This is a genomic window from Dysgonomonas sp. UBA7710 (genome assembly GCF_002482385.1).
Taxonomy (GTDB): domain Bacteria; phylum Bacteroidota; class Bacteroidia; order Bacteroidales; family Dysgonomonadaceae; genus Dysgonomonas.
Genome location: NZ_DLFW01000002.1, coordinates 281,519 through 300,322, shown reverse-complemented (window position 1 = coordinate 300,322; position 18,804 = coordinate 281,519). Strand labels below are relative to the sequence as shown.

Genomic DNA, 18,804 nt, shown 5'->3' with positions numbered 1-18,804 from the left:
CTCATAATTCGGTTACTTGTATCTCGTTCATTTGTTTACTCGTTACTAAACTATTTACCAACCTGTTTTGAACGTTTTCAGCTCTTTCGTCAGTTCTTTTGCTTTTCCATCAGACACCTTATCCAACAATAACCAGAAACGCTCTCCATGATTCATTTCTTTGGTATGACAAAGTTCGTGAAGGATAACAAAATCAACGAGGTATTCCGGCAGCAACATACAATGATAAGACAGGTTTATATCTTTCTTCGAAGAACAGCTTCCCCAACGGGTACGACTCTGATTGATTTTCACATTCGAGAATGTAAAGCCATGCCGATGCGCTAATGCTTCGACCTTCTGAGGAAAAAGACGTTTGGCCTCATAGCGTAATACCTTTTCTATTAAGCCTCTTATTGAGGCCTGTACGGCAGGACTGTCATATTCCGTATCCGGCGGGCATGATATAGACAGTATTCCATCTTTCAGTTTTAAGTAGTAATTGCTTGTCGAGGTACTTTCTGATATTTTTAGTGCGAAACTAAACGTTTTAAATTCTGTCTGCGGGGTAAAGAGATATTGCTGTTTCTTATTTTCCAAAAGCTTGAACAAGCGCGGTTTCATCTCCTCTATTGTTTTCTCTATGTAAGACATGCTTACGCCCGGAGGGTACGTCAGTTGCAGGTAATCATCTTTACGACGGACAATAATCCTCCGGGCCTGTGCATTTTTCACAAGCTTTATATTGCCCAGATCTTTATCTTTAATCACCATACTTTGTACAAAAAAAGCTTAACTGTCCGGTTAAGCTTTTCTTTTTATATATCTCAATAACTTATTTTGCTTTATGATTCTCTTTTATGAAACTTTCCAAGGCGGCAGTCATTGATGGCACACCCGGAAGCGGAGCTTCGCAGTCGAGCCTCAAACCTGCATCACGGACAGCCTTTGCTGTAGATGCTCCAAAACAGCCTATGGCTATTTCCTCCTGCTTGAAATGAGGTGCATTTTTGAACAGGGATACGATTCCCGACGGACTAAAAAACACAAGCATATCATATGACAGGATTTCCTGTTCGGTAATATCATTGCTTACTGTCCTGTACATGACAGCTTTGGTATAGCTTACCTTCTTTTCGTCCAGGACTGCTGTCAGATCCTCGGTATGTACATCAGACACAGGTACGATAAATTTCTCTTTATTATGCTTGGTCAAAGCTGCTGACAAGCCATCCATTTTACCTGTGGCACTGAAAAATATTTTACGTTTTCTATAAACAATATATTTTTGCAGATACAAAGCAACTGCTTCCGAAATACAAAAATACTTCATCGTCTCAGGCATTACAATCCTAAACTCTTCGCACAAGGCAAAGAAATGGTCAATAGCGGTTTTTGCAGTGAATACAACAGCCGTGTAATCCTGTATATTTATCCGTTGTTGTCTAAATTCTTTAGCGTCTAATCCCTCTACTCTTATGAACGGTCGAAAGTCCAGCTGTATATGATATTTTTCAGCAATATCATAGTATGGAGATTTCTCGGTTACAGGCGCAGGCTGCGAGATCAAGACTTTCTTTACTTTTAAAGCCATAGTGTGTTAAATACGTCAATTCTATATAAATAAACCAAGCCGATCATTAGAAATATATATGGTAATATTTCAAAGGTGCAAAGGTACGCAATCAGATACAAAAAGTTAAATTTTTCCCTAATAAAAAAGATTATTATTTGGTAAAAAAGTATTAATTGAACGATTAGAAATAAAATCAACATGAAAATAATAATCTGCAAATGATAGTAATTCGAATAGATAAGCAATAATGTAGGTATAAAATAAAGCATACCCAGAATTTCTATGCCGATAATATACGTCCGCCTCCACACTCCCATCCGTTTCTTCTCATCAAAGATATATCCCAGCATAAGATACAGGACATCCTTTATCCCTAAGAATAAACCGATGAGTACTATATATGATAAAATGGAAATGAATGGTCTTTGAACAGCCTCCGACCGTGAATCGAACTCAATAAAAATATTGTAGATACAGATAGAAATCAGGACTATTGTCTGAAAAATAAGAAAATAACTATACAGATATTCCCTTACTGTTGTCTGGCGGTGTATCCTCTGACCTTTCTTTGAAGAGAACAACAGAGATACATTTTCCTTAAGAAAAGCAATTCCTCCATTGTATATATGTGCAAAGAAAATAAAACAGATCAACAGCAACCCGAATACTCCATCAGCCTGTTCTATATGAAATGGTATATGTACACCATCATGTCCGGCTCTCTCTTTCCTTACGCTTTTTTCTGTATACAGACTATAATCGGTACCGCCATCTGCCATATCGAACACTTCTCCCTGAACTGACCGGAGTCCAAAGAAGTCCTGACGGGCTGAATCGTTTAAAGCGATGCTATCCCCTACAACATCGATACGAGGTATGGAATCTTTTACCAAAATAATCCGTTAGTTATATATTGCCAAAAAGGCACAGACCCTGTATTCAGTAAATCTGCACCCTCTGATTATTCTTACTATAAGCCAAATTCTTTCTTTACAGCACCTACATAATCCAGTTTTTCCCAAGTAAACAGTTCTACTTCACGAGATACTCCTTCCGGATTGTAGCGCGATCTGAATAACTTGGTTACCACTTGCGGCTCACGTCCCATATGACCATAAGCTGCTGTTTCGGCATATATAGGATTACGCAATTTCAATCTCTGCTCGATCGCTTTCGGACGCATATCAAAGAGTTTTTCCACTTTCCGGGCTATCTCTCCATCCGTAAGATTTAAATTGCTCTTACCATACGTATTTACGTAAATATTCATCGGTTTGGCTACACCTATGGCATATGATACCTGAACCAATATTTCGGAAGATACACCTGCCGCCACCAGATTTTTCGCAATATGACGGGATGCATAAGCTGCCGATCGGTCTACTTTCGACGGGTCTTTCCCTGAAAAGGCTCCTCCACCGTGGGCTCCTTTTCCTCCATATGTATCAACTATAATTTTACGTCCCGTAAGTCCTGTATCTCCATGAGGTCCTCCGATAACAAAGCGTCCGGTAGGATTTACATGATAGGTAATATTATCATTGAATAATTTCGAAATATCCTCTCTGAACTCATACTTTTCTTTTACACGAGGTATCAGGATATTGATAACATCACTTTTTATTCTGGCCTGCATCGTAGCATCGTCACCAAATTCATCGTGCTGGGTAGAAATAACAATGGTATCTATGCGCAACGGCGTTCCATTATCATCATACTCTATCGTTACCTGAGATTTTGCATCAGGACGAAGGTAAGGCATTAACTGTAGTTCGTTCTTACGGATTGCGGCCAATTCCAATAAAAGAGCATGAGACAGGTCTAGCGCGAGAGGCATATAGTTATCCGTTTCTGATGTCGCATAACCAAACATCATACCCTGATCTCCTGCTCCCTGATCCATCGGATCAGATTTGCCATCAACACCTCTGTTTATATCGTCGGATTGTTCGTGTATGGCTGATAAAACACCACAAGATTGCGCCTCAAACTGATATTCACTTTTTGTATAACCAATACGTTCGATTACTTTACGGGCAGTCTCCGGTATATCTATATATGCCTTTGATTTAACTTCTCCGGCCAATACAACTTGTCCGGTAGTAACCAGCGTTTCACAAGCTACTTTAGAGTTTGCATCATATGCAAGAAACTCATCCAACAGAGAGTCTGAAATCTGGTCTGCAACTTTATCCGGATGCCCTTCTGAAACAGATTCAGATGTAAATAAATAACTCATTTCTATATAAGAATTTTACTGTTAAAAAAACAGGAAGGATATGTATAATGCAGTGCAGAAAATGGTTTAGCATTTTTTCATGTGGTTGCAATCAATACAAATCTATCCACTTAATTGGCTACAAAGATACAGTTTTTTCTCTACTTAATCATTTTTTTTACAAAAAATAACCCGGACTTAATCAAGCCCGGGTTACCTCAACTATATTCGGATGAATTATTTACCGTTTGCAAATTCGAATAAAGCCTTACCATTTGCATTTTCAGGGTCCAGTTCCAGAACCTTCTCTGCATATAATTTTACATTAGCTTTATCTTCTGCTTTTTTAGTTTTATCAAACTGCAGATAGTAGTAGTAGCTTAGGTAGCTGTATGCTTCTATCAATATTCTGGCGTTCTCTCCATCGTTTTTAGCCAGGATAACTTCAATTGTCTTCTCATAGTGAGGTTTAGCCAGACCTAGTTCGCTATCAGGGTCAAGTTCGAAATTTGTACGTGCTCTCTGATAAAAACCAAGATAACTATCAGGCATTCTTTCACTAACTGTAGCAAAGGCTCCGTCTGCTAACTTATAGAATTCGACAGACTTAGCTTTAGCTTCTTCTGCGCTCACATTGATAGTATCAGCTTTTGCCGCTCTACCTGCATTGGTATAATATAAACCTAGCTGATAGAAATCCTGAGCATCAATTTTTTCTCCGCCAAGTTCAGTATATTTCTTATAGAACTCTGCTGCTTCCGGATACATTTTCTCGTTTGCGCAGATAGTTGCTATCTCTTTATATATATCTACATTAGAAGGATCCAGTTCTATCAGTTTCTTATATTGTTCGATTGCTTTAGCTTTATTTCCGGTTTCACTCAAAGAACTTGCATAAGCCAGATAATCCTGCTTCAGATATTTGATCGTATCATTCGCTTTAGGCAAACTAAAGAATTTGTCTCCGGCTGATACCGCTGCTGCATAATCCTTCAAATCGCTGCTGGTATACATTGACAAACGATTCAATACAAAGTTGTTTGGTTCTTTGCTTAATCCTTCGCTAATAAGCGTTTTTGCTTCATTATACTGTTGAGTAAAATATTCTGATGCTGCATAACGGGTAATATCTTCGATTGTATAATCACCACCTTTGAAATATTCCTTATAGGCTGCAATAGCATCCGGATAGAAACCATCGCGATAAGATACGTCTGCCAGAGCTTTGTAAGCTATACTATAATTCGGATTTATTTCAATCACTTTCTTCAACATATCTGTTGCTGTTTTACGGTTGATAAACTCGTAAACTCTCGCACCTTTCATGTAGGCAAGGACACAGTTAGCATCGAAATTGATAGCCTGGTCGTATTGCATAGCTGCATCACCCGGTTTATTTTCTTTAGCTAACATATCACCTTCAAATATGTATATATATGGAGATTTTTTATCTGCCTTACGGGCATCCTGCAATTTCTCCAGAGCTTTTTCTTTCATGCCGTTATCAAGATATGCCTGAGCAATAGCAAGAATGACTGCTACGTCTTTCTTATTTTTCTTCTGAATTTCTTTCAGTTGGTCTTCAGCTGCTTTAGGATCTGATTTTAATTGCAGTTTAGCTAAGCCAACAGCACCGAGGGCAGCCTCAGGATTAGCAGCCAGGGCTTTTTCATAAAATGATTTAGCTTCGGCTGTTTTACCTTCCTGAAATGCAATTTCACCAAGATAGTAATTTGCTTCTGCCGGAGATTGGCTCAACGTTTTTTGAAAATATTCTTTCGCTAGCTTCAATTCTCCGAGGCTCAAGTAATCCGCCCCCGGGCTATTTTGCGCTAGGGCCGAAATGCTGATCATAAGGCTCAGAAAAGAGCCTAAAAAATACTTCATTTTCATCTTTCTAAGTAATATTTTTGTGATTAATGATTCTATTTTATATAGTTGCTACAGTATATCTATAAAGAAGGCCTTACACTTACTACCCGTGTTAAACCATATGCAGGGTAAAGTCCGGCCTTATACACAATACGTTGCCCTCTTTCACCCGCAGCAAAGTTAACAAAACCTGATGGCAATCCACCTCTCACATCTGAAATTATTATATACAGACTCCGGCTTAAAGGATATTTTTCTAATCCTATATAAGCCGCAAAAGGCTGATAACTGTTTCTGTCAGTGGCTTCTTCAGCCCTACTGACAGCCATCACATTGATTTTATTAATAAAACTTAAATTGGTTGTATCGGACGGATTACTGATCCAGTTCACCCCTATAATGCCTAAAGCATTCGGTGTGGACGCAACATAATCTATCACTTGCTGATTAGGTGTACGTTCAGACAAATCAATAGTTTTGGTGCTATCCGAAGCTCTGGCTTTCAAATTATTACCCAACTTACCACCACAGACAGAGTCTCTCAGGTATCTGACAGTGCTTGAATTGGGGCTATCGAATGTCACGGCGATCTCGCCTAGCGATGACTTGGGATTAAGCTCTTTCCATGTACGAACCTCCCCTGTCATTATCCGTTTTATATCTGCTACTGTTATCAGTGTATCTGTATTCGCTTTATTCACGATCAAAGCAATGGCATCCGTACCATACTTCTGCGAACGTACAACCCGGTTTCTTTCTTTTATTATCAGTCTTTCATTTGCAGTTAGTTCGCGAGCTGCTATAATAACACGCACACTGTCTTTCATGAATAAGTCGAAAGCTTGATTTTCACCGGTATAGATAGGGATAATAGTAGCATCTCTGTTCAATGCTTCGAACACATCGACTTGTTCCTGGACGATAGGTGCGAAACATTCATCAGCAACTATTGCTGCCAAGCCACTGGTCGGGGTATCGGTACGTGTAACCTTAGGTCCACTGCACGAATACAGAACCAATGATAAGATGAATAAAATAAAGCTCAACTTTTTCATAAACCTTTTTTTTAACTGTCAAAATTTATTCTTTCCAAGCTCTGTAAGCCCTGAATAAACCATATACAATAAGTAAAACTCCCCCTATGATACGAGGTACTCCAATCGGAATAATATTCTCTAATACTGTTGTAAACGACAATGCACAACCTATTCCAAAATAGAATAGAGACATAAAAAATCCATATATTTTTTTTACCGGAGTCTTGTTTTCTTCTTTCATATCTTCTATTATTGGAAAAGAAGAGAAGATGATTTTTAATTTCAAACTTCTCTTCTTTACTCAGTTTTATGTTTGTTATTTAAACATGCATTATTGTTTCAAGCGGAATACAATCGGAAGGGTAAAGTAAACCGGTACGTTCAAACCGTTTTGCTTACCAGGAATCCATTTAGGCATCGCTTTTACAACCCTTACTGCTTCTTTATCACAAGACGGGTCGATACCACGGATTACCGTTACATCTGAGATTGCTCCTGTTTTGGTAACAACGAAACGTATAGTAACACGACCTTGTATCCCTGACTCCTGAGCTACAACCGGATATTTCAGATTATCATTGATAAACCGGTGCATTTCTGTTTCACCTCCGGGGAAGCTAGGCATCTGCTCTACTGTAACGAATGGTTTTTCCTCTACAGGTTTTTCTTCCACAATTTGCTTGTGCTCTCTCAACTCTGCGATATCGATACCATGTTTGTCGTCAGTACCTTTTACGTCAGCCACCGAAATCTGGATTTTAGTTTCCTGAATTTCTTCCTGGCCTACCATTTTTTCTTCAGCTACTTCTTCATCCCTTGCAATTGTCGGCGGAACGAATTTCACTGTCGTTTTCAACGGTGGTGGCGGTGGAGCCGTTTCTTGTTTAATAATGTTCTCTTCCGGAATTTCCTGTTCTACCGGGATATTAGACATTTCATAAGCTTCGTCCATTGGTCCGCTCTGGTTCTGCGTAAGTTTTTTGATTTCACTTACCAATCCTGGTAAAGCTGAAACAAAAGCCGCGAATACACAAACGACAAGGAATGCTACGATATGTCTCTTCGAAGATGATTGACGTAGTCTGTAGGCACCATACTGTTTATTTTTCCCTTCAAAAACTACATCACACCATTCTGCGGAATTTAATCTGATATCTTTTGACATAATTTACTCCTTTTTATAATGTGATTACTTTTTTGGTGGTGCTGCCTGTGCCCCATAAGCTCCCTTAGTCTTGAGATTCTCCAGAAGAAATTGGTCTCCTTCGGTCATATCCACGATAGCATATTTGTCAATACTGCAAATCTGCATTTCATCCAGAGCATCGACAAGATTTGCATAATTGGCGTCAGCTGTAGGTTTGATAACGACAACCTGCCCGTCCTTATCGCCTTTTATCTCTTTAGATCTTGCTTGAAACTCTTCATCAGACATTCTCCTGTTAGTCACAAATTTCTCTTGTTTCAGTTCCTTCATTTTTGCCACAATGGTTTTGTTTCTGTCCAAAAGCAGCGCACGAAGTCCTTCCGGTGAAAAATCTGTTTCTTTCAAAGTTGTATAGTCTTCATAATTCGGTATACCTGTATAATAGTACACCTTATCATTTTCTCCTAGTATAAGGGTGATTGCTTTTGATTCTTTTACCTTTACTTCTTCATCTTCGTTCAGTTTCTCATTGGTAGGCATCGCGATATCCATCACCTGCGGCTTACTCAATGTGGTACAGAACATAAAGAATGTTATCAAAAGCATATTCATATCTACCATGGGGGTAAAGTCCACCCTCAGCGTCTGTTTTTTCGGTTTACCTTTTTTTTCTTCTCCCCCACCGGTCTCTATTGAAGCCATAATCTTTTCTTTTTAAAATTTTAAATTTGATTATTACAAGCCTTCCGGCATTTTCTTGAGAGTTGTAACGAGGCTATACCTGTTTTCTTTCATCGCCACCAGAATTTTCATCACTTTATCCACATCGGGATATGGTGTTGTCTGGTCTGATTTAATAGCAATCTGCATATTGTCACCACCTATTTCACGCGCATGTTTCACCCAACGTGTCAACTGATTGTTAGTACTGTCGGTTGGAACACCCATTTTTTTGATTTCTTCATCCTGCGCACTCAATGGCATGTCTAAGAAAGCAGACATTCTACTCATAGGCACACCAATGTGTGATTGTTCTATGAATGATCTTACCTGTTTATCGTTAAACGTAATACCATAGTCTTGCCCCATCAACTGTAATACCGATTTTTTGGCATTATCATCGTCCAAATTCAGAAATACCCGTCCTTGTGTGTCTATCAATATAGTTAATACATTATATTCAGAGATCTTACGTTCGGATACTGACGCCGGTGTCAAAACCTGTACCGGCTCTTTTGGCAAGAATGTTGCTGTAAGCATGAAGAATGTGAGCAAGAGTACAGTAACATCACTCATCGCGGTCATGTCGATGAACGTGCTCTGTTTTTTTACCTTAATCTTTCCCATCTTCTTGTTTTTACTTATTAGAGTAGAATTTCACAGAAATTCCACAAATTATTCCGAAAATTTTTAATTATTTAGCTAAACCTCCGTGTAGGTTAGTGTAAGTCTGGCCAATAGCAAAACCTACTTCGTCTACAGCGTTAGTCATATCTTCAACTTTTCCGGAGAAGTAAGAATAAGAAATGATCGCACAAGCACCTGTACCGATACCCATCGCAGTATTCATAAGCGCCTCAGAGATACCGATTGCTAATGCTGTTGAGTCCGGAGCTCCTTCTTGTCCCATCGCACCGAACGACTTGATCATACCAAGCACCGTTCCGAATAGCCCCATCAGCGTACCTAATGTAGAGATGGTAGCGATAACCGATAAGTTTTGTTGCAAATATGGAAGTTCCAATGTTGTAGCTTCTTCAATTTCTTTCTGAATGATCGCAGCTTTTTCGTCATTGTGCAGGTCTGTCAATTTCTCAACATCTGCATATCTGATTAAACCTGCTTTAAGAATATTGGCAACCGAACCTTTCTGCTCGTCGCAAAGCTTAGATGCCCCAGCGATATCACCGGCTTCCAGTTTAGCTTTTGCATTCATCACAAATTTAGCTGTACTTCCTTTACCACTAGCTCTGTTCAACGCGAAAAATCTTTCAACAGAAAGAGTAAGTACTGTAAGCAACAATGTGATTACGATAGGAATTACGAAACCTCCTTGAAATAGAGTCCCGAGTATGTTTCCGTTGATCGGATGTCCTTTTTCGTCGAAGTTACTGTCTGCACCGGCTACCAGATAGAAGAATAGGTGAGCTACGATAGCACATCCAATAACTACTACAAAAGCTGAAACACCTTTTGATCTAGGCTTTTTGTTCGATTGTTGTTTTTTAGTTTCCATAATGATAATAAATAATTTAAGTTTAGTGAATCAATTTTTTGTTTTATGATTGTTATACATTCAATATTTCAAACTCAAAAAAAGCTATTCAGGGCGTCAATTTTAGGTTACAAATATACTATTCCGTTTTATCTTTCAATGTATTTTGTTCCAAAATTGCACTCCGACTAACGCTTTCAGTTAAATATAACGTAAAAAATAGGTTTTTATTCTTTGAAAAAAACAACTTTATAAAAATTATTACTAATAAATTCAAAGGTCTATATATCTGTATATGTGGAGTTTCTACATCTAGATGTGTCCACTAGGTATTAAATCTGCAAAATATTCCATTATTACAGCTAACAAAAATAGAATTAAAAATGATTCTACACAATTAAAAAATATAAAAAAAGTCTTATTAAATCTATTTATCTATGCACAATTCATCATTAAGCGCTATTACAGCATCATTGTAAAATTCTCTTTTGATTACAAACTGCATATTTACCTGACGCAACGACTGCCCGAAACTTTCTACATTAATACCCCTGTCAAACAACGCTTTTGCCGCCCTATAAAGGAATCCCGGCAATGCTATATTAGTACCCATAGCACAAACCAGTGCAACCCGCTCTACAACTACCTGATAGAAATTCTGTTCTAGCTCGGCAATCAGTTCACGTGATTTATAATTATCCCAGACAATGTTAGTTATGGAGTTAGCGTTAGTCGATTTTAGTATATAACTTACTCCATACTTAGCAAATATCTGCATTATTTTAAGGTCGAAGCCTACCTCTCCTACCATCATAGGGTCATGTACTTCGATAGCCAACACTTTATTTGTACCTGAAACAATCTCCACTTTAGGTACTTCCGACACATAATCCCTTGTTATCAACGTACCGGGATGCTCCGGTTCGAATGTATTTTTTATACGTATATCTATATTCGCCAGCTCCAGCGGCTTAGCAGCCTTGGGATGAATTGCCTCCATACCGATATCAGCCAGCTGGTCAGCTATAATGTAATTCGTACGCCCTACCGGAACCGTTTTTTCGACCCCGACAATGTTAGGGTCGGCGCTCGAAAGATGGTATTCCTTATGTATAATAGCCTCATTGGCATGCACCTCTACAGCTACTTTACTGAAAGTAACTTCGGTATAGCCACGGTCGAAAGCACGCATAATACCTTCTGTTCCTTTGGTATACCCGGTGGTTATACATAAATCTTTACTAAAGTCGACTCCTTTGAATGCTCTGTGTATCCGTTCATCGATAGTAAGGGGCAGAGAGTCGTTAAACCCGCACAAATCTATAAACCGCGCCGATATACCATTATTATTGAGAATGTTAACTGAGTTCCATGCAGAATGAGCTTCTCCCAATGAAGCCAGAATCTCACGTGCAGCCAGACAAATATCATCCGCATTTACATAGCCGGATGCCATCACCTTACTTAGACTGTGCAACATGGTCTTAGCCTGCTTGATACGATATGTGATAAACTCACGGGCTTCGAGCTGGTCCAGACCTATTTCTTCAAAACCTTTATTTATCAGCAACAGGCGCTGACACAGGCTATCGAGTCCTATACTATAATCACTGTTTTCGAGAAATTGTACATAAACCCCCGGCTCACCCGTTTTTTTGTGTTCCAACAGCCAGTTAGTCACATTATTATACGCCGACACCACAAATATACGGTTATACATTTCATCGGGTGTCCTTTTCCCTACAATCACGTTTTCCAGCACATCTTTAAACTGGGACATGGAGGTTCCGCCAATTTTCTCTACTGTAAGCATTTTATTATTTAAGACTTCAACTTTTTTAAACTGCGCAAAAATAATAAAATTATCCTATTTTCTACTCATTTATAGAATATTGTCACCCCTTTGTAACAAAAATTTAATCTTTAGTGAAAATGATACACTTCACATAATATAATAAATCTGATATATTTGTAGTTATTTTAACTAAGTTAATTAACGAATATCCAGATGAAACACCTTTACATTCTTATTCTCTTAATCCTATCTTTCACCCACACGTCTGTATCTGCACAAAATTTCAAAGGCAAAATTACCGACAAATCGGGAGAACCGCTCTATGGAAGTTCCATATATATTAAGGAAGTAAATCAGGGACTGGTATGTAACGACGATGGATTTTATCAGACAAATCTCCCTGCCGGCAGCTACAATGTAGAATATAAGTGTCTCGGATTAAAAAAAGAGGAACGGAAAATACAAATAAGAGGCAACGAAACGCTAATCTTGGACATCACGCTGGAAGAAAACCCATATACACTGAAAGAAGTCACTGTCTCCAACAATGAAGACCCGGCCTATCCCATCATGCGGAAAGCCATAGAAAAGGCCCCTCTCTATGCAGGATCAATAAAAGAATATACGGCCGATGTATATATAAAAGGGAACGGAGAGATACTAAAAGTTGGCTCCCTGGTAGACAGGCTGTCGAAAAATGCGGAAGGAATTAAATTATCCGAACTGCAAAACCAGATATTTGTACAGGAATCCTTTAATGAAGTACAATTCACCTCTCCGGATAAGTACCGGCAAACCGTAAAAGCCTTTTCGAGCAGCATTCCCGACAATCTCGATGCAAAAGATGCGATGGGTGTCATACAATCGTCCCTATATATGCCCAAGGCCGGTATGTTTATATCCCCGCTAAATCCTAAAGCCTTTACTTATTACAGGTTCAGATATGAAGGGTTCTTCGACGACGGTGATGTAACAGTAAATAAAATAAAAGTGGAGCCGAAAATGAAAGACCCCGTATTATACAGCGGATATATCTATATTGCCGACAATACATGGCATATTTATTCCGCCGAGCTGACCAGTAATGTATATGGCGTAAAAGAAGAGCATACTATCGCATATCAGGAATTAGCAGAGGATGCCTTCCTTCCCGTTTCTTATCTTATAAATTCGAATATAGATATATTGGGGAATAAATTCACATTCAATTACTACGCTTCACTTAAATATAAGAATATAGAGATTAACAAAGAAATAGCAAAGGAACTTGCCGAAAAGAAAAAAACGAAGAAAAGAGATTTCGAGATAAAAAGAGACTCACTTTATAAAACAGAATCGGACAGCCTTGCCACCAAACGAGATTCGGTATATTGGGCAAGTATACGCGTGATACCGTTGGAAGAGAGGGAAATAGTAAGCTATGTAAAAAAAGATTCCATACAGCAGCATATCGATTCGGTACGCAAAGGTCATTATAATTCCAAATTCTCTTTCACGGATATTTTCAGCGGAGGAAAAATAGGGGGTGATTCTACCCGTTTCACTTTCAAATTTGATGGATTACTGCTCGGTGTGCCGGAATATAACTTCGTCGACGGATTATGGCTTGGGCAAAAATTCGATCTGACCACCAGAATCGGAAAAAATAACAGACTAAGTATATCGCCTTATATATATTACACAACTTCTCGAAAAAGAATAGTCGGAGGCGGTGATATCAATCTGCTCTACTCCCGCACGAAGATGGGCGAACTGATAATTTCCGGTGGTTCTGTCAGTGAAGACTTCAATCCTACGGGCATACACAGGTTCAATAATGCAACTAACTCCCTGATAAGGGGGAGAAACTACAACCATTTTTATCAGAATGATTACATATCTGTGTCCAATAATATCGAACTGACTCACGGACTGACGCTTATTACAGGGATTGAAACTGCAAAACGCTCGGGCTTATCAAATCATACGGATTATACATGGGGCAAGAAAAGCAGGATAACTCCCAATATGTTTTCGGGTGACCGCTTCGACAGAACAGCCTATAATATAGGAGTAGATTATATACCATATGTATATTACACACTGAACGGCGGCGTGAAAAAATACCAAAGAATTGCTTCTCCCGTATTCTTCATCAGGTATAGCGAAGCTTTCGCTTCGTGGCAGACAAACAATTCGAAATACAGGAAATTAAGGCTCGGAATATATCAGCAACTCAGGTTAAACGAATTCTCCCGTTTCGGTTATCACATCGAAGGGGGAGGATTTCTGGGCAATAAGGATAAAATGCATTTTGCCGACTTCCAGCAGTTCAATACATCGGACATAACCATCAGTCTGAGATCACCGTTCACTTCGTTTATGTTACTCGACAACTATACAGCATCGACCAACAAGCACTGGTTGAAAGGCGAATTCAATTATGACAGTAATTATTTACTACTAAAACGCCTGCCTTTTCTGCAAGGCAAAATGTTTACAGAAAGCCTTCACCTTAAAAATTTATATACCCCGGACATGAAGTTATATTCGGAAATAGGCTATTCCATTAATATAACCCGCCTCTTAAATTTCGGTACATTTGTTTCTTTCAGAAAAGCCGAATATCAGGACTTCGCAATCCGTATCATGTTCGATTTGGAAAAATCGAAGAAATTATTCAAGTAAGAACCGGAAGATATAAAAGAATTAAAAATCCCAGATTTGGACTTACCTGTATTTTATTTCTTGTAAATTTGCACTTCATAAAATTCAGCAATAAATAATGGCTTCGTTCAAATCGTGGATATCGGCACTTCGCCCCCGCACCCTGTTTCTGGCTGTTGCAACCGCTTTGTGTGGCAGTGGAATAGCATACAGCACCGGAAATTTCAGCTTTTCCGTTTGTGTACTTACTATACTGATAGCAACCATCCTCCAGTTATTATCCAATATGGCAAATGATTTGGGAGATTACCAGCATGGCACCGATACCACCGGCGAACGTGTAGGCCCCCAGCGCACAGTGCAAAGCGGAGCTATCACCCCTGGGCAGATGAAAAACGCCATTATGACAGCAATCGCCGTAGCTGCAATTGTTGGCATACTCCTTATATATATAGCACTCCAATTTATGGACTGGAGATATATCGCTCTATTCTTGATTCTGGGTGCCGCCAGCATTGTAGCAGCAATAAAATATACAGCAGGTAAAAATCCGTATGGGTATAAAGGGCTGGGCGATATATTCTCTTTTACTTTTTTTGGATTGGTATCGGTAGTAGGTACTTATTTTCTGCATACACATGTCGTGGATTTTATGCCATGGCTCCCTGCAACCGGACTGGGATTGCTAACTATCGCCGTACTCAACCTGAACAATATGCGGGATATGGAGAATGATAAGAATTCGGATAAAATAACAATTCCTGTGCGTATCGGCTTCAGGAATGCGAAGTACTATCATGCTTTCCTTACATTCGGTGCGCTAGCCTGTTTTACTGTATATTCTATTTTGTATGCAAACCATTGGTACCAATATTTGTACCTGCTGTGCTTCCTTATCTTCATCAAGTTGCTGAGGGATATATTTCGTATAAAGGAAAACCGCCTGCTCGACCCCTACCTCAAATATACATCTATGGGCACATTCGTTTTGTCCGTTTGTTTCATCATATGTATCAATCTGCAATGAAAAAGATAGGCCTCTTATCCGACACCCATAGCTGGTGGGACGACAAATACGAAAAATATTTTGCCGAATGTGACGAGATATGGCATGCAGGCGACATCGGCTCTATGGACCTTGCCCTGCGCTTCGAAGCCTTTAAACCATTCCGGGCTGTGTATGGAAATATCGACGACAGCAAGATACGGGCGGCATATCCCGAATTCCTGCGTTTTACACTCGAAGGGGTGGATGTACTGATGACACACATAGGCGGTTATCCGGGCAAGTACGACCCGCGAGCCCGTTCCGTCCTATTCGCCAACCCGCCCAAGCTGTTTATTTGCGGGCATTCGCATATATTAAAGGTGATGTTCGACAAAAGGCTGAATTGCCTGCATATAAATCCCGGGGCTGCCGGAAAATATGGATTCCATAAGGTAAGGACACTGATACGCTTTGTTCTGGATGAGGGTAATATTTCGGATCTGGAAGTAATAGAACTGAATGATTGATTGTCCTTTTCAGGAAATCTTAAAAATCAATATTCAAATGATTCGTATCATTTTACTCAATCGCTAGGCTATGTAAATTAGTATATTTGCGTACAGAACCTTAAATATTGATTTCCATGTTTCAACGATTTTATTTATTCTTGGCTATACTGGCTTTTGGATGCACGGTGTATGCACAAGAAATCAACCCCGAATTATTAAAACACCACTGGACAGCAAGCTGGATCACTTGTCCTGATACACCTCAAAAGGATTATGGTGTATTTCATTTCCGCAAACAAATTAACCTGGAGCAAATTCCCGAAAAGTTTATCATACACATTTCGGCCGATAACCGTTACAGATTGTTCGTAAACGGGCAGTCCGTATGCTTCGGCCCCGCCCGTGGCGATTTGGTAAACTGGTATTTCGAAACTGTCGATATAGCCCCTTTTTTACAAAAAGGAAATAACACAATAGCATCTATAGTCTGGAATATGGGAACATTGGCTCCTGTAGCACAAATATCCAATCAGACGGGATTCGTCATTCAGGGCAACAGTGACAAAGAACAGGCCATAAATACCGACAATACATGGAAAGTAATACAAAATGAATCTTATTCACCATGCTCAACTGATAATGGTGAACGCCTGCAAGCCTATATGGTCATCGGGCCGGGCGACCGCATAGATGCATCCAAGTATCCATGGGGATGGCAACAGGCCGGATATAACGACAAAGACTGGAACAATGCTATTGCAATAACATCACCATCTCCTTATAGTATCGGTACTGATAACCTGTGGCAACTTACCCCCCGCAACATTCCCCTGATGGAAGAAAGCATGCAGCGCATGCAGAAAATAAGAAAGACGGACGGAGTGTCTGTGACTGATAAATTCCTGCAAGGTACAAATCCGCTTAAAGTACCTGCAAATTCGAAAGTATCCATCCTCATCGATCAGGAAGTGAATACTACAGCATATCCTATACTCTCCGTTACCGGAGGTAAGGGCTCGTCCATACAGTTAACTTATACGGAAGCATTATTGGACAAGAATTTACAGAAAGGAGACCGCAATAAAATAGAAGGACTATCCGTGATTGGCAATTATGACATCTTTCTGCCTGACGGGGGAACCGACAGACAGTTCAGCACATTATGGCTGCGCACCTACCGTTATATACAGGTAGACATCACTACAGCGGACGAAGCTTTAACTATCAATGACCTGTATGCTTACTTTACAGGTTACCCATTTGCACAAAAAGCCCAATTCGCATCTGACGACAAATCGCTGCAGGATATATGGGATGTAGGTTGGCGCACGGCACGTCTTTGCGCCGGGGAAACTTATTACGACTGCCCGTATTACGAACAATTGCAATATCCGGGAGACACCCGTATCCAGGCTTTGATTTCACTTTATGTTGCAGGTGATGATCGCCTGATGCGTAAAGCGATACTCGACTTCTACAATTCCAGAGTTCCTAACGGACTGACACAGGGACGTTATCCGAGCAGCCGACTACAAGTAATACCTCCATACTCACTCTATTGGGTATCCATGATTTATGATTACTGGATGTACAGGCAGGACGATGCCTTTGTTGCACAGTTCCTCCCGGCGATAGATGCGGTTTTCGGTTGGTATGAAAGTAATATGGATAAAGAGAAAGGAATGCTGGGCCCGATGGCATGGTGGAACTTTACCGATTACACCGACAGATTCCCCAATGGAGTACCTCCGGGTGCCGACGACGGCAATTCCTCGGTTATTACATTACATCTGGCCTATACTCTCAATCAGGCAGCACAACTTTACAAGCATTTTGGAAAAGAATGCGAAGCTGACCAATATACTAATCTGGCTACAAAATTAACTAAGGCAACATATAACCTCTGCTTCGATAAAACCCGGAACGAGATGGCCGACACTCCGGAGAAAAAATCATTCAGCCAGCATGCAGGAATAATGGCAGTCCTTAGCAATACTATTCCAGATAGCGAGAAAGAAGGGATAATGAGAAAAGTTGTAGGCGACACAAGCCTGATACCTGTTACTTTTTACTACAGGTTTTATCTGACCCAGGCATTGAAAGTATCAGGACTTGGCGACCTGTATTATCCGTCTCTCGACTATTGGCGCGATATGATAAAGATAGGACTGACTACCTTTGCTGAAAAACCGGAACCGGCACGATCCGACTGTCATGCATGGAGTGCAAGCCCGCTTTATGACTATTTCGCTATCATCTGCGGTATATCTTCTGCATCTCCTAACTATAAAATGGTGAAGATAGAACCATCTCTGGGCGGACTCAAAGAAGTTTCAAGCTCTACTCCTCACCCGCAAGGAGAAATAAAAGTAGCTCTGAAAAGACAGGGGACAAAAGGTATCATCGGAACAGTGGAGATCCCTTCCGGTATTGGGGGTACATTTGTTTGGAATGGACAGACCATTCAGTTAAATGGGGGGATGCAAAAGATTGATTTAAAATAGACTCTTTCTATGGTAAGTATTATTCAGCGTAATGCCTTTAGTCAAAGCAACTATTTTTGACTAAAGGCATTTTTCATTTATAACTTTATCTATATTATTAGAGCCGGAAGCCTTTAGTTGTCAGCTTAGAGTTCTTTGAAGTCTTGAAATGGCTCTCTCCCTCAATCCCCCAATGGGGACTTACAGAGAGAGTAAAAAGTAATAAGTAAAAAAGTGTAACCTTTGTTACCTTTTGCGCCTTAGCGTCTCTGCGTGAAATATTGTTGACTGCTAACTGTTGACTGTTTACTGATATATCTGTTACCTTTGTTACCTTTT

Annotated in this window: 17 protein-coding genes; 4 read left to right on the top strand and 13 right to left on the bottom strand. The window is 39.8% G+C overall.

The window, feature by feature from the left end:
• Nucleotides 1-54: 54 nt before the first annotated feature.
• From B3317_RS01605 to B3317_RS01550, 12 genes are all read right to left on the bottom strand, one after another.
• On the bottom strand, nt 55-753 hold the full coding sequence (locus B3317_RS01605) for a M48 family metallopeptidase (protein ID WP_291107873.1): 699 nt from the start codon (nt 751-753) through the stop codon (nt 55-57).
• A 61-nt stretch (nt 754-814) separates the two neighbouring features.
• The gene (locus B3317_RS01600; RefSeq protein ID WP_291107871.1) at nt 815-1,573 is read right to left on the bottom strand and encodes a uroporphyrinogen-III synthase; all 759 of its coding nucleotides are present in this window, start codon (nt 1,571-1,573) and stop codon (nt 815-817) included.
• A complete protein-coding gene (locus tag B3317_RS01595; protein WP_291107869.1) occupies nt 1,564-2,448 on the bottom strand; it encodes a DUF4271 domain-containing protein in 885 nt (294 codons plus the stop codon). Before B3317_RS01595 ends, B3317_RS01600 begins: the two co-directional genes overlap by 10 nt.
• 77 nt (nt 2,449-2,525) lie before the next feature.
• The gene (gene metK, locus B3317_RS01590; RefSeq protein WP_291107866.1) at nt 2,526-3,794 is read right to left on the bottom strand and encodes a methionine adenosyltransferase; all 1,269 of its coding nucleotides are present in this window, start codon (nt 3,792-3,794) and stop codon (nt 2,526-2,528) included.
• Between the two features lie 216 nt (nt 3,795-4,010).
• A complete protein-coding gene (locus B3317_RS01585) occupies nt 4,011-5,660 on the bottom strand; it encodes a tetratricopeptide repeat protein (protein ID WP_291107863.1) in 1,650 nt (549 codons plus the stop codon).
• A gap of 65 nt (nt 5,661-5,725) precedes the next feature.
• Nucleotides 5,726-6,700 carry a PstS family phosphate ABC transporter substrate-binding protein gene (locus B3317_RS01580; protein WP_291107860.1) on the bottom strand — a complete coding sequence of 325 codons (975 nt, stop codon included), beginning with the start codon at nt 6,698-6,700 and terminating at the stop codon, nt 5,726-5,728.
• Nucleotides 6,701-6,725: 25 nt separating this feature from the next.
• The gene (locus B3317_RS01575) at nt 6,726-6,923 is read right to left on the bottom strand and encodes a hypothetical protein (protein ID WP_291107857.1); all 198 of its coding nucleotides are present in this window, start codon (nt 6,921-6,923) and stop codon (nt 6,726-6,728) included.
• Nucleotides 6,924-7,013: 90 nt separating this feature from the next.
• Nucleotides 7,014-7,847, bottom strand: a complete 834-nt coding sequence (locus tag B3317_RS01570) for an energy transducer TonB (RefSeq protein WP_291107855.1) — start codon at nt 7,845-7,847, stop codon at nt 7,014-7,016.
• A 24-nt stretch (nt 7,848-7,871) separates the two neighbouring features.
• Nucleotides 7,872-8,531, bottom strand: a complete 660-nt coding sequence (locus B3317_RS01565) for an ExbD/TolR family protein (protein ID WP_291107853.1) — start codon at nt 8,529-8,531, stop codon at nt 7,872-7,874.
• 33 nt (nt 8,532-8,564) lie between these two features.
• Nucleotides 8,565-9,176 (bottom strand): ExbD/TolR family protein, encoded by a 612-nt coding sequence (locus B3317_RS01560; protein WP_291107850.1) that lies wholly within the window; start codon nt 9,174-9,176, stop codon nt 8,565-8,567.
• 67 nt (nt 9,177-9,243) lie between these two features.
• Complete coding sequence (locus B3317_RS01555; protein WP_291107847.1) at nt 9,244-10,065, bottom strand: MotA/TolQ/ExbB proton channel family protein; 822 nt, start codon at nt 10,063-10,065, stop codon at nt 9,244-9,246.
• Nucleotides 10,066-10,471: 406 nt separating this feature from the next.
• Nucleotides 10,472-11,857, bottom strand: a complete 1,386-nt coding sequence (locus B3317_RS01550; protein ID WP_291107844.1) for an aspartate kinase — start codon at nt 11,855-11,857, stop codon at nt 10,472-10,474.
• Between the two features lie 195 nt (nt 11,858-12,052).
• Here B3317_RS01550 and B3317_RS01545 point away from each other — a divergent pair, with 195 nt between their 5' ends.
• From B3317_RS01545 to B3317_RS01530, 4 genes are all read left to right on the top strand, one after another.
• The gene (locus B3317_RS01545; RefSeq protein ID WP_291107841.1) at nt 12,053-14,506 is read left to right on the top strand and encodes a DUF5686 and carboxypeptidase regulatory-like domain-containing protein; all 2,454 of its coding nucleotides are present in this window, start codon (nt 12,053-12,055) and stop codon (nt 14,504-14,506) included.
• Between the two features lie 97 nt (nt 14,507-14,603).
• Nucleotides 14,604-15,512: a 1,4-dihydroxy-2-naphthoate octaprenyltransferase gene (menA, locus tag B3317_RS01540; RefSeq protein WP_291107839.1), complete on the top strand. Its 909-nt coding sequence runs from the start codon at nt 14,604-14,606 to the stop codon at nt 15,510-15,512.
• Nucleotides 15,509-16,000, top strand: a complete 492-nt coding sequence (locus B3317_RS01535) for a metallophosphoesterase family protein (RefSeq protein WP_291107836.1) — start codon at nt 15,509-15,511, stop codon at nt 15,998-16,000. The genes menA and B3317_RS01535 overlap by 4 nt, the downstream gene beginning before the upstream one ends.
• Before the next feature lie 116 nt (nt 16,001-16,116).
• Nucleotides 16,117-18,486 carry an alpha-L-rhamnosidase N-terminal domain-containing protein gene (locus B3317_RS01530; protein ID WP_291107833.1) on the top strand — a complete coding sequence of 790 codons (2,370 nt, stop codon included), beginning with the start codon at nt 16,117-16,119 and terminating at the stop codon, nt 18,484-18,486.
• A gap of 97 nt (nt 18,487-18,583) precedes the next feature.
• Here the strand turns inward: B3317_RS01530 and B3317_RS01525 are convergent.
• The coding region (locus tag B3317_RS01525; protein WP_291107830.1) for a hypothetical protein at nt 18,584-18,804 on the bottom strand (221 nt) is incomplete at its 5' end.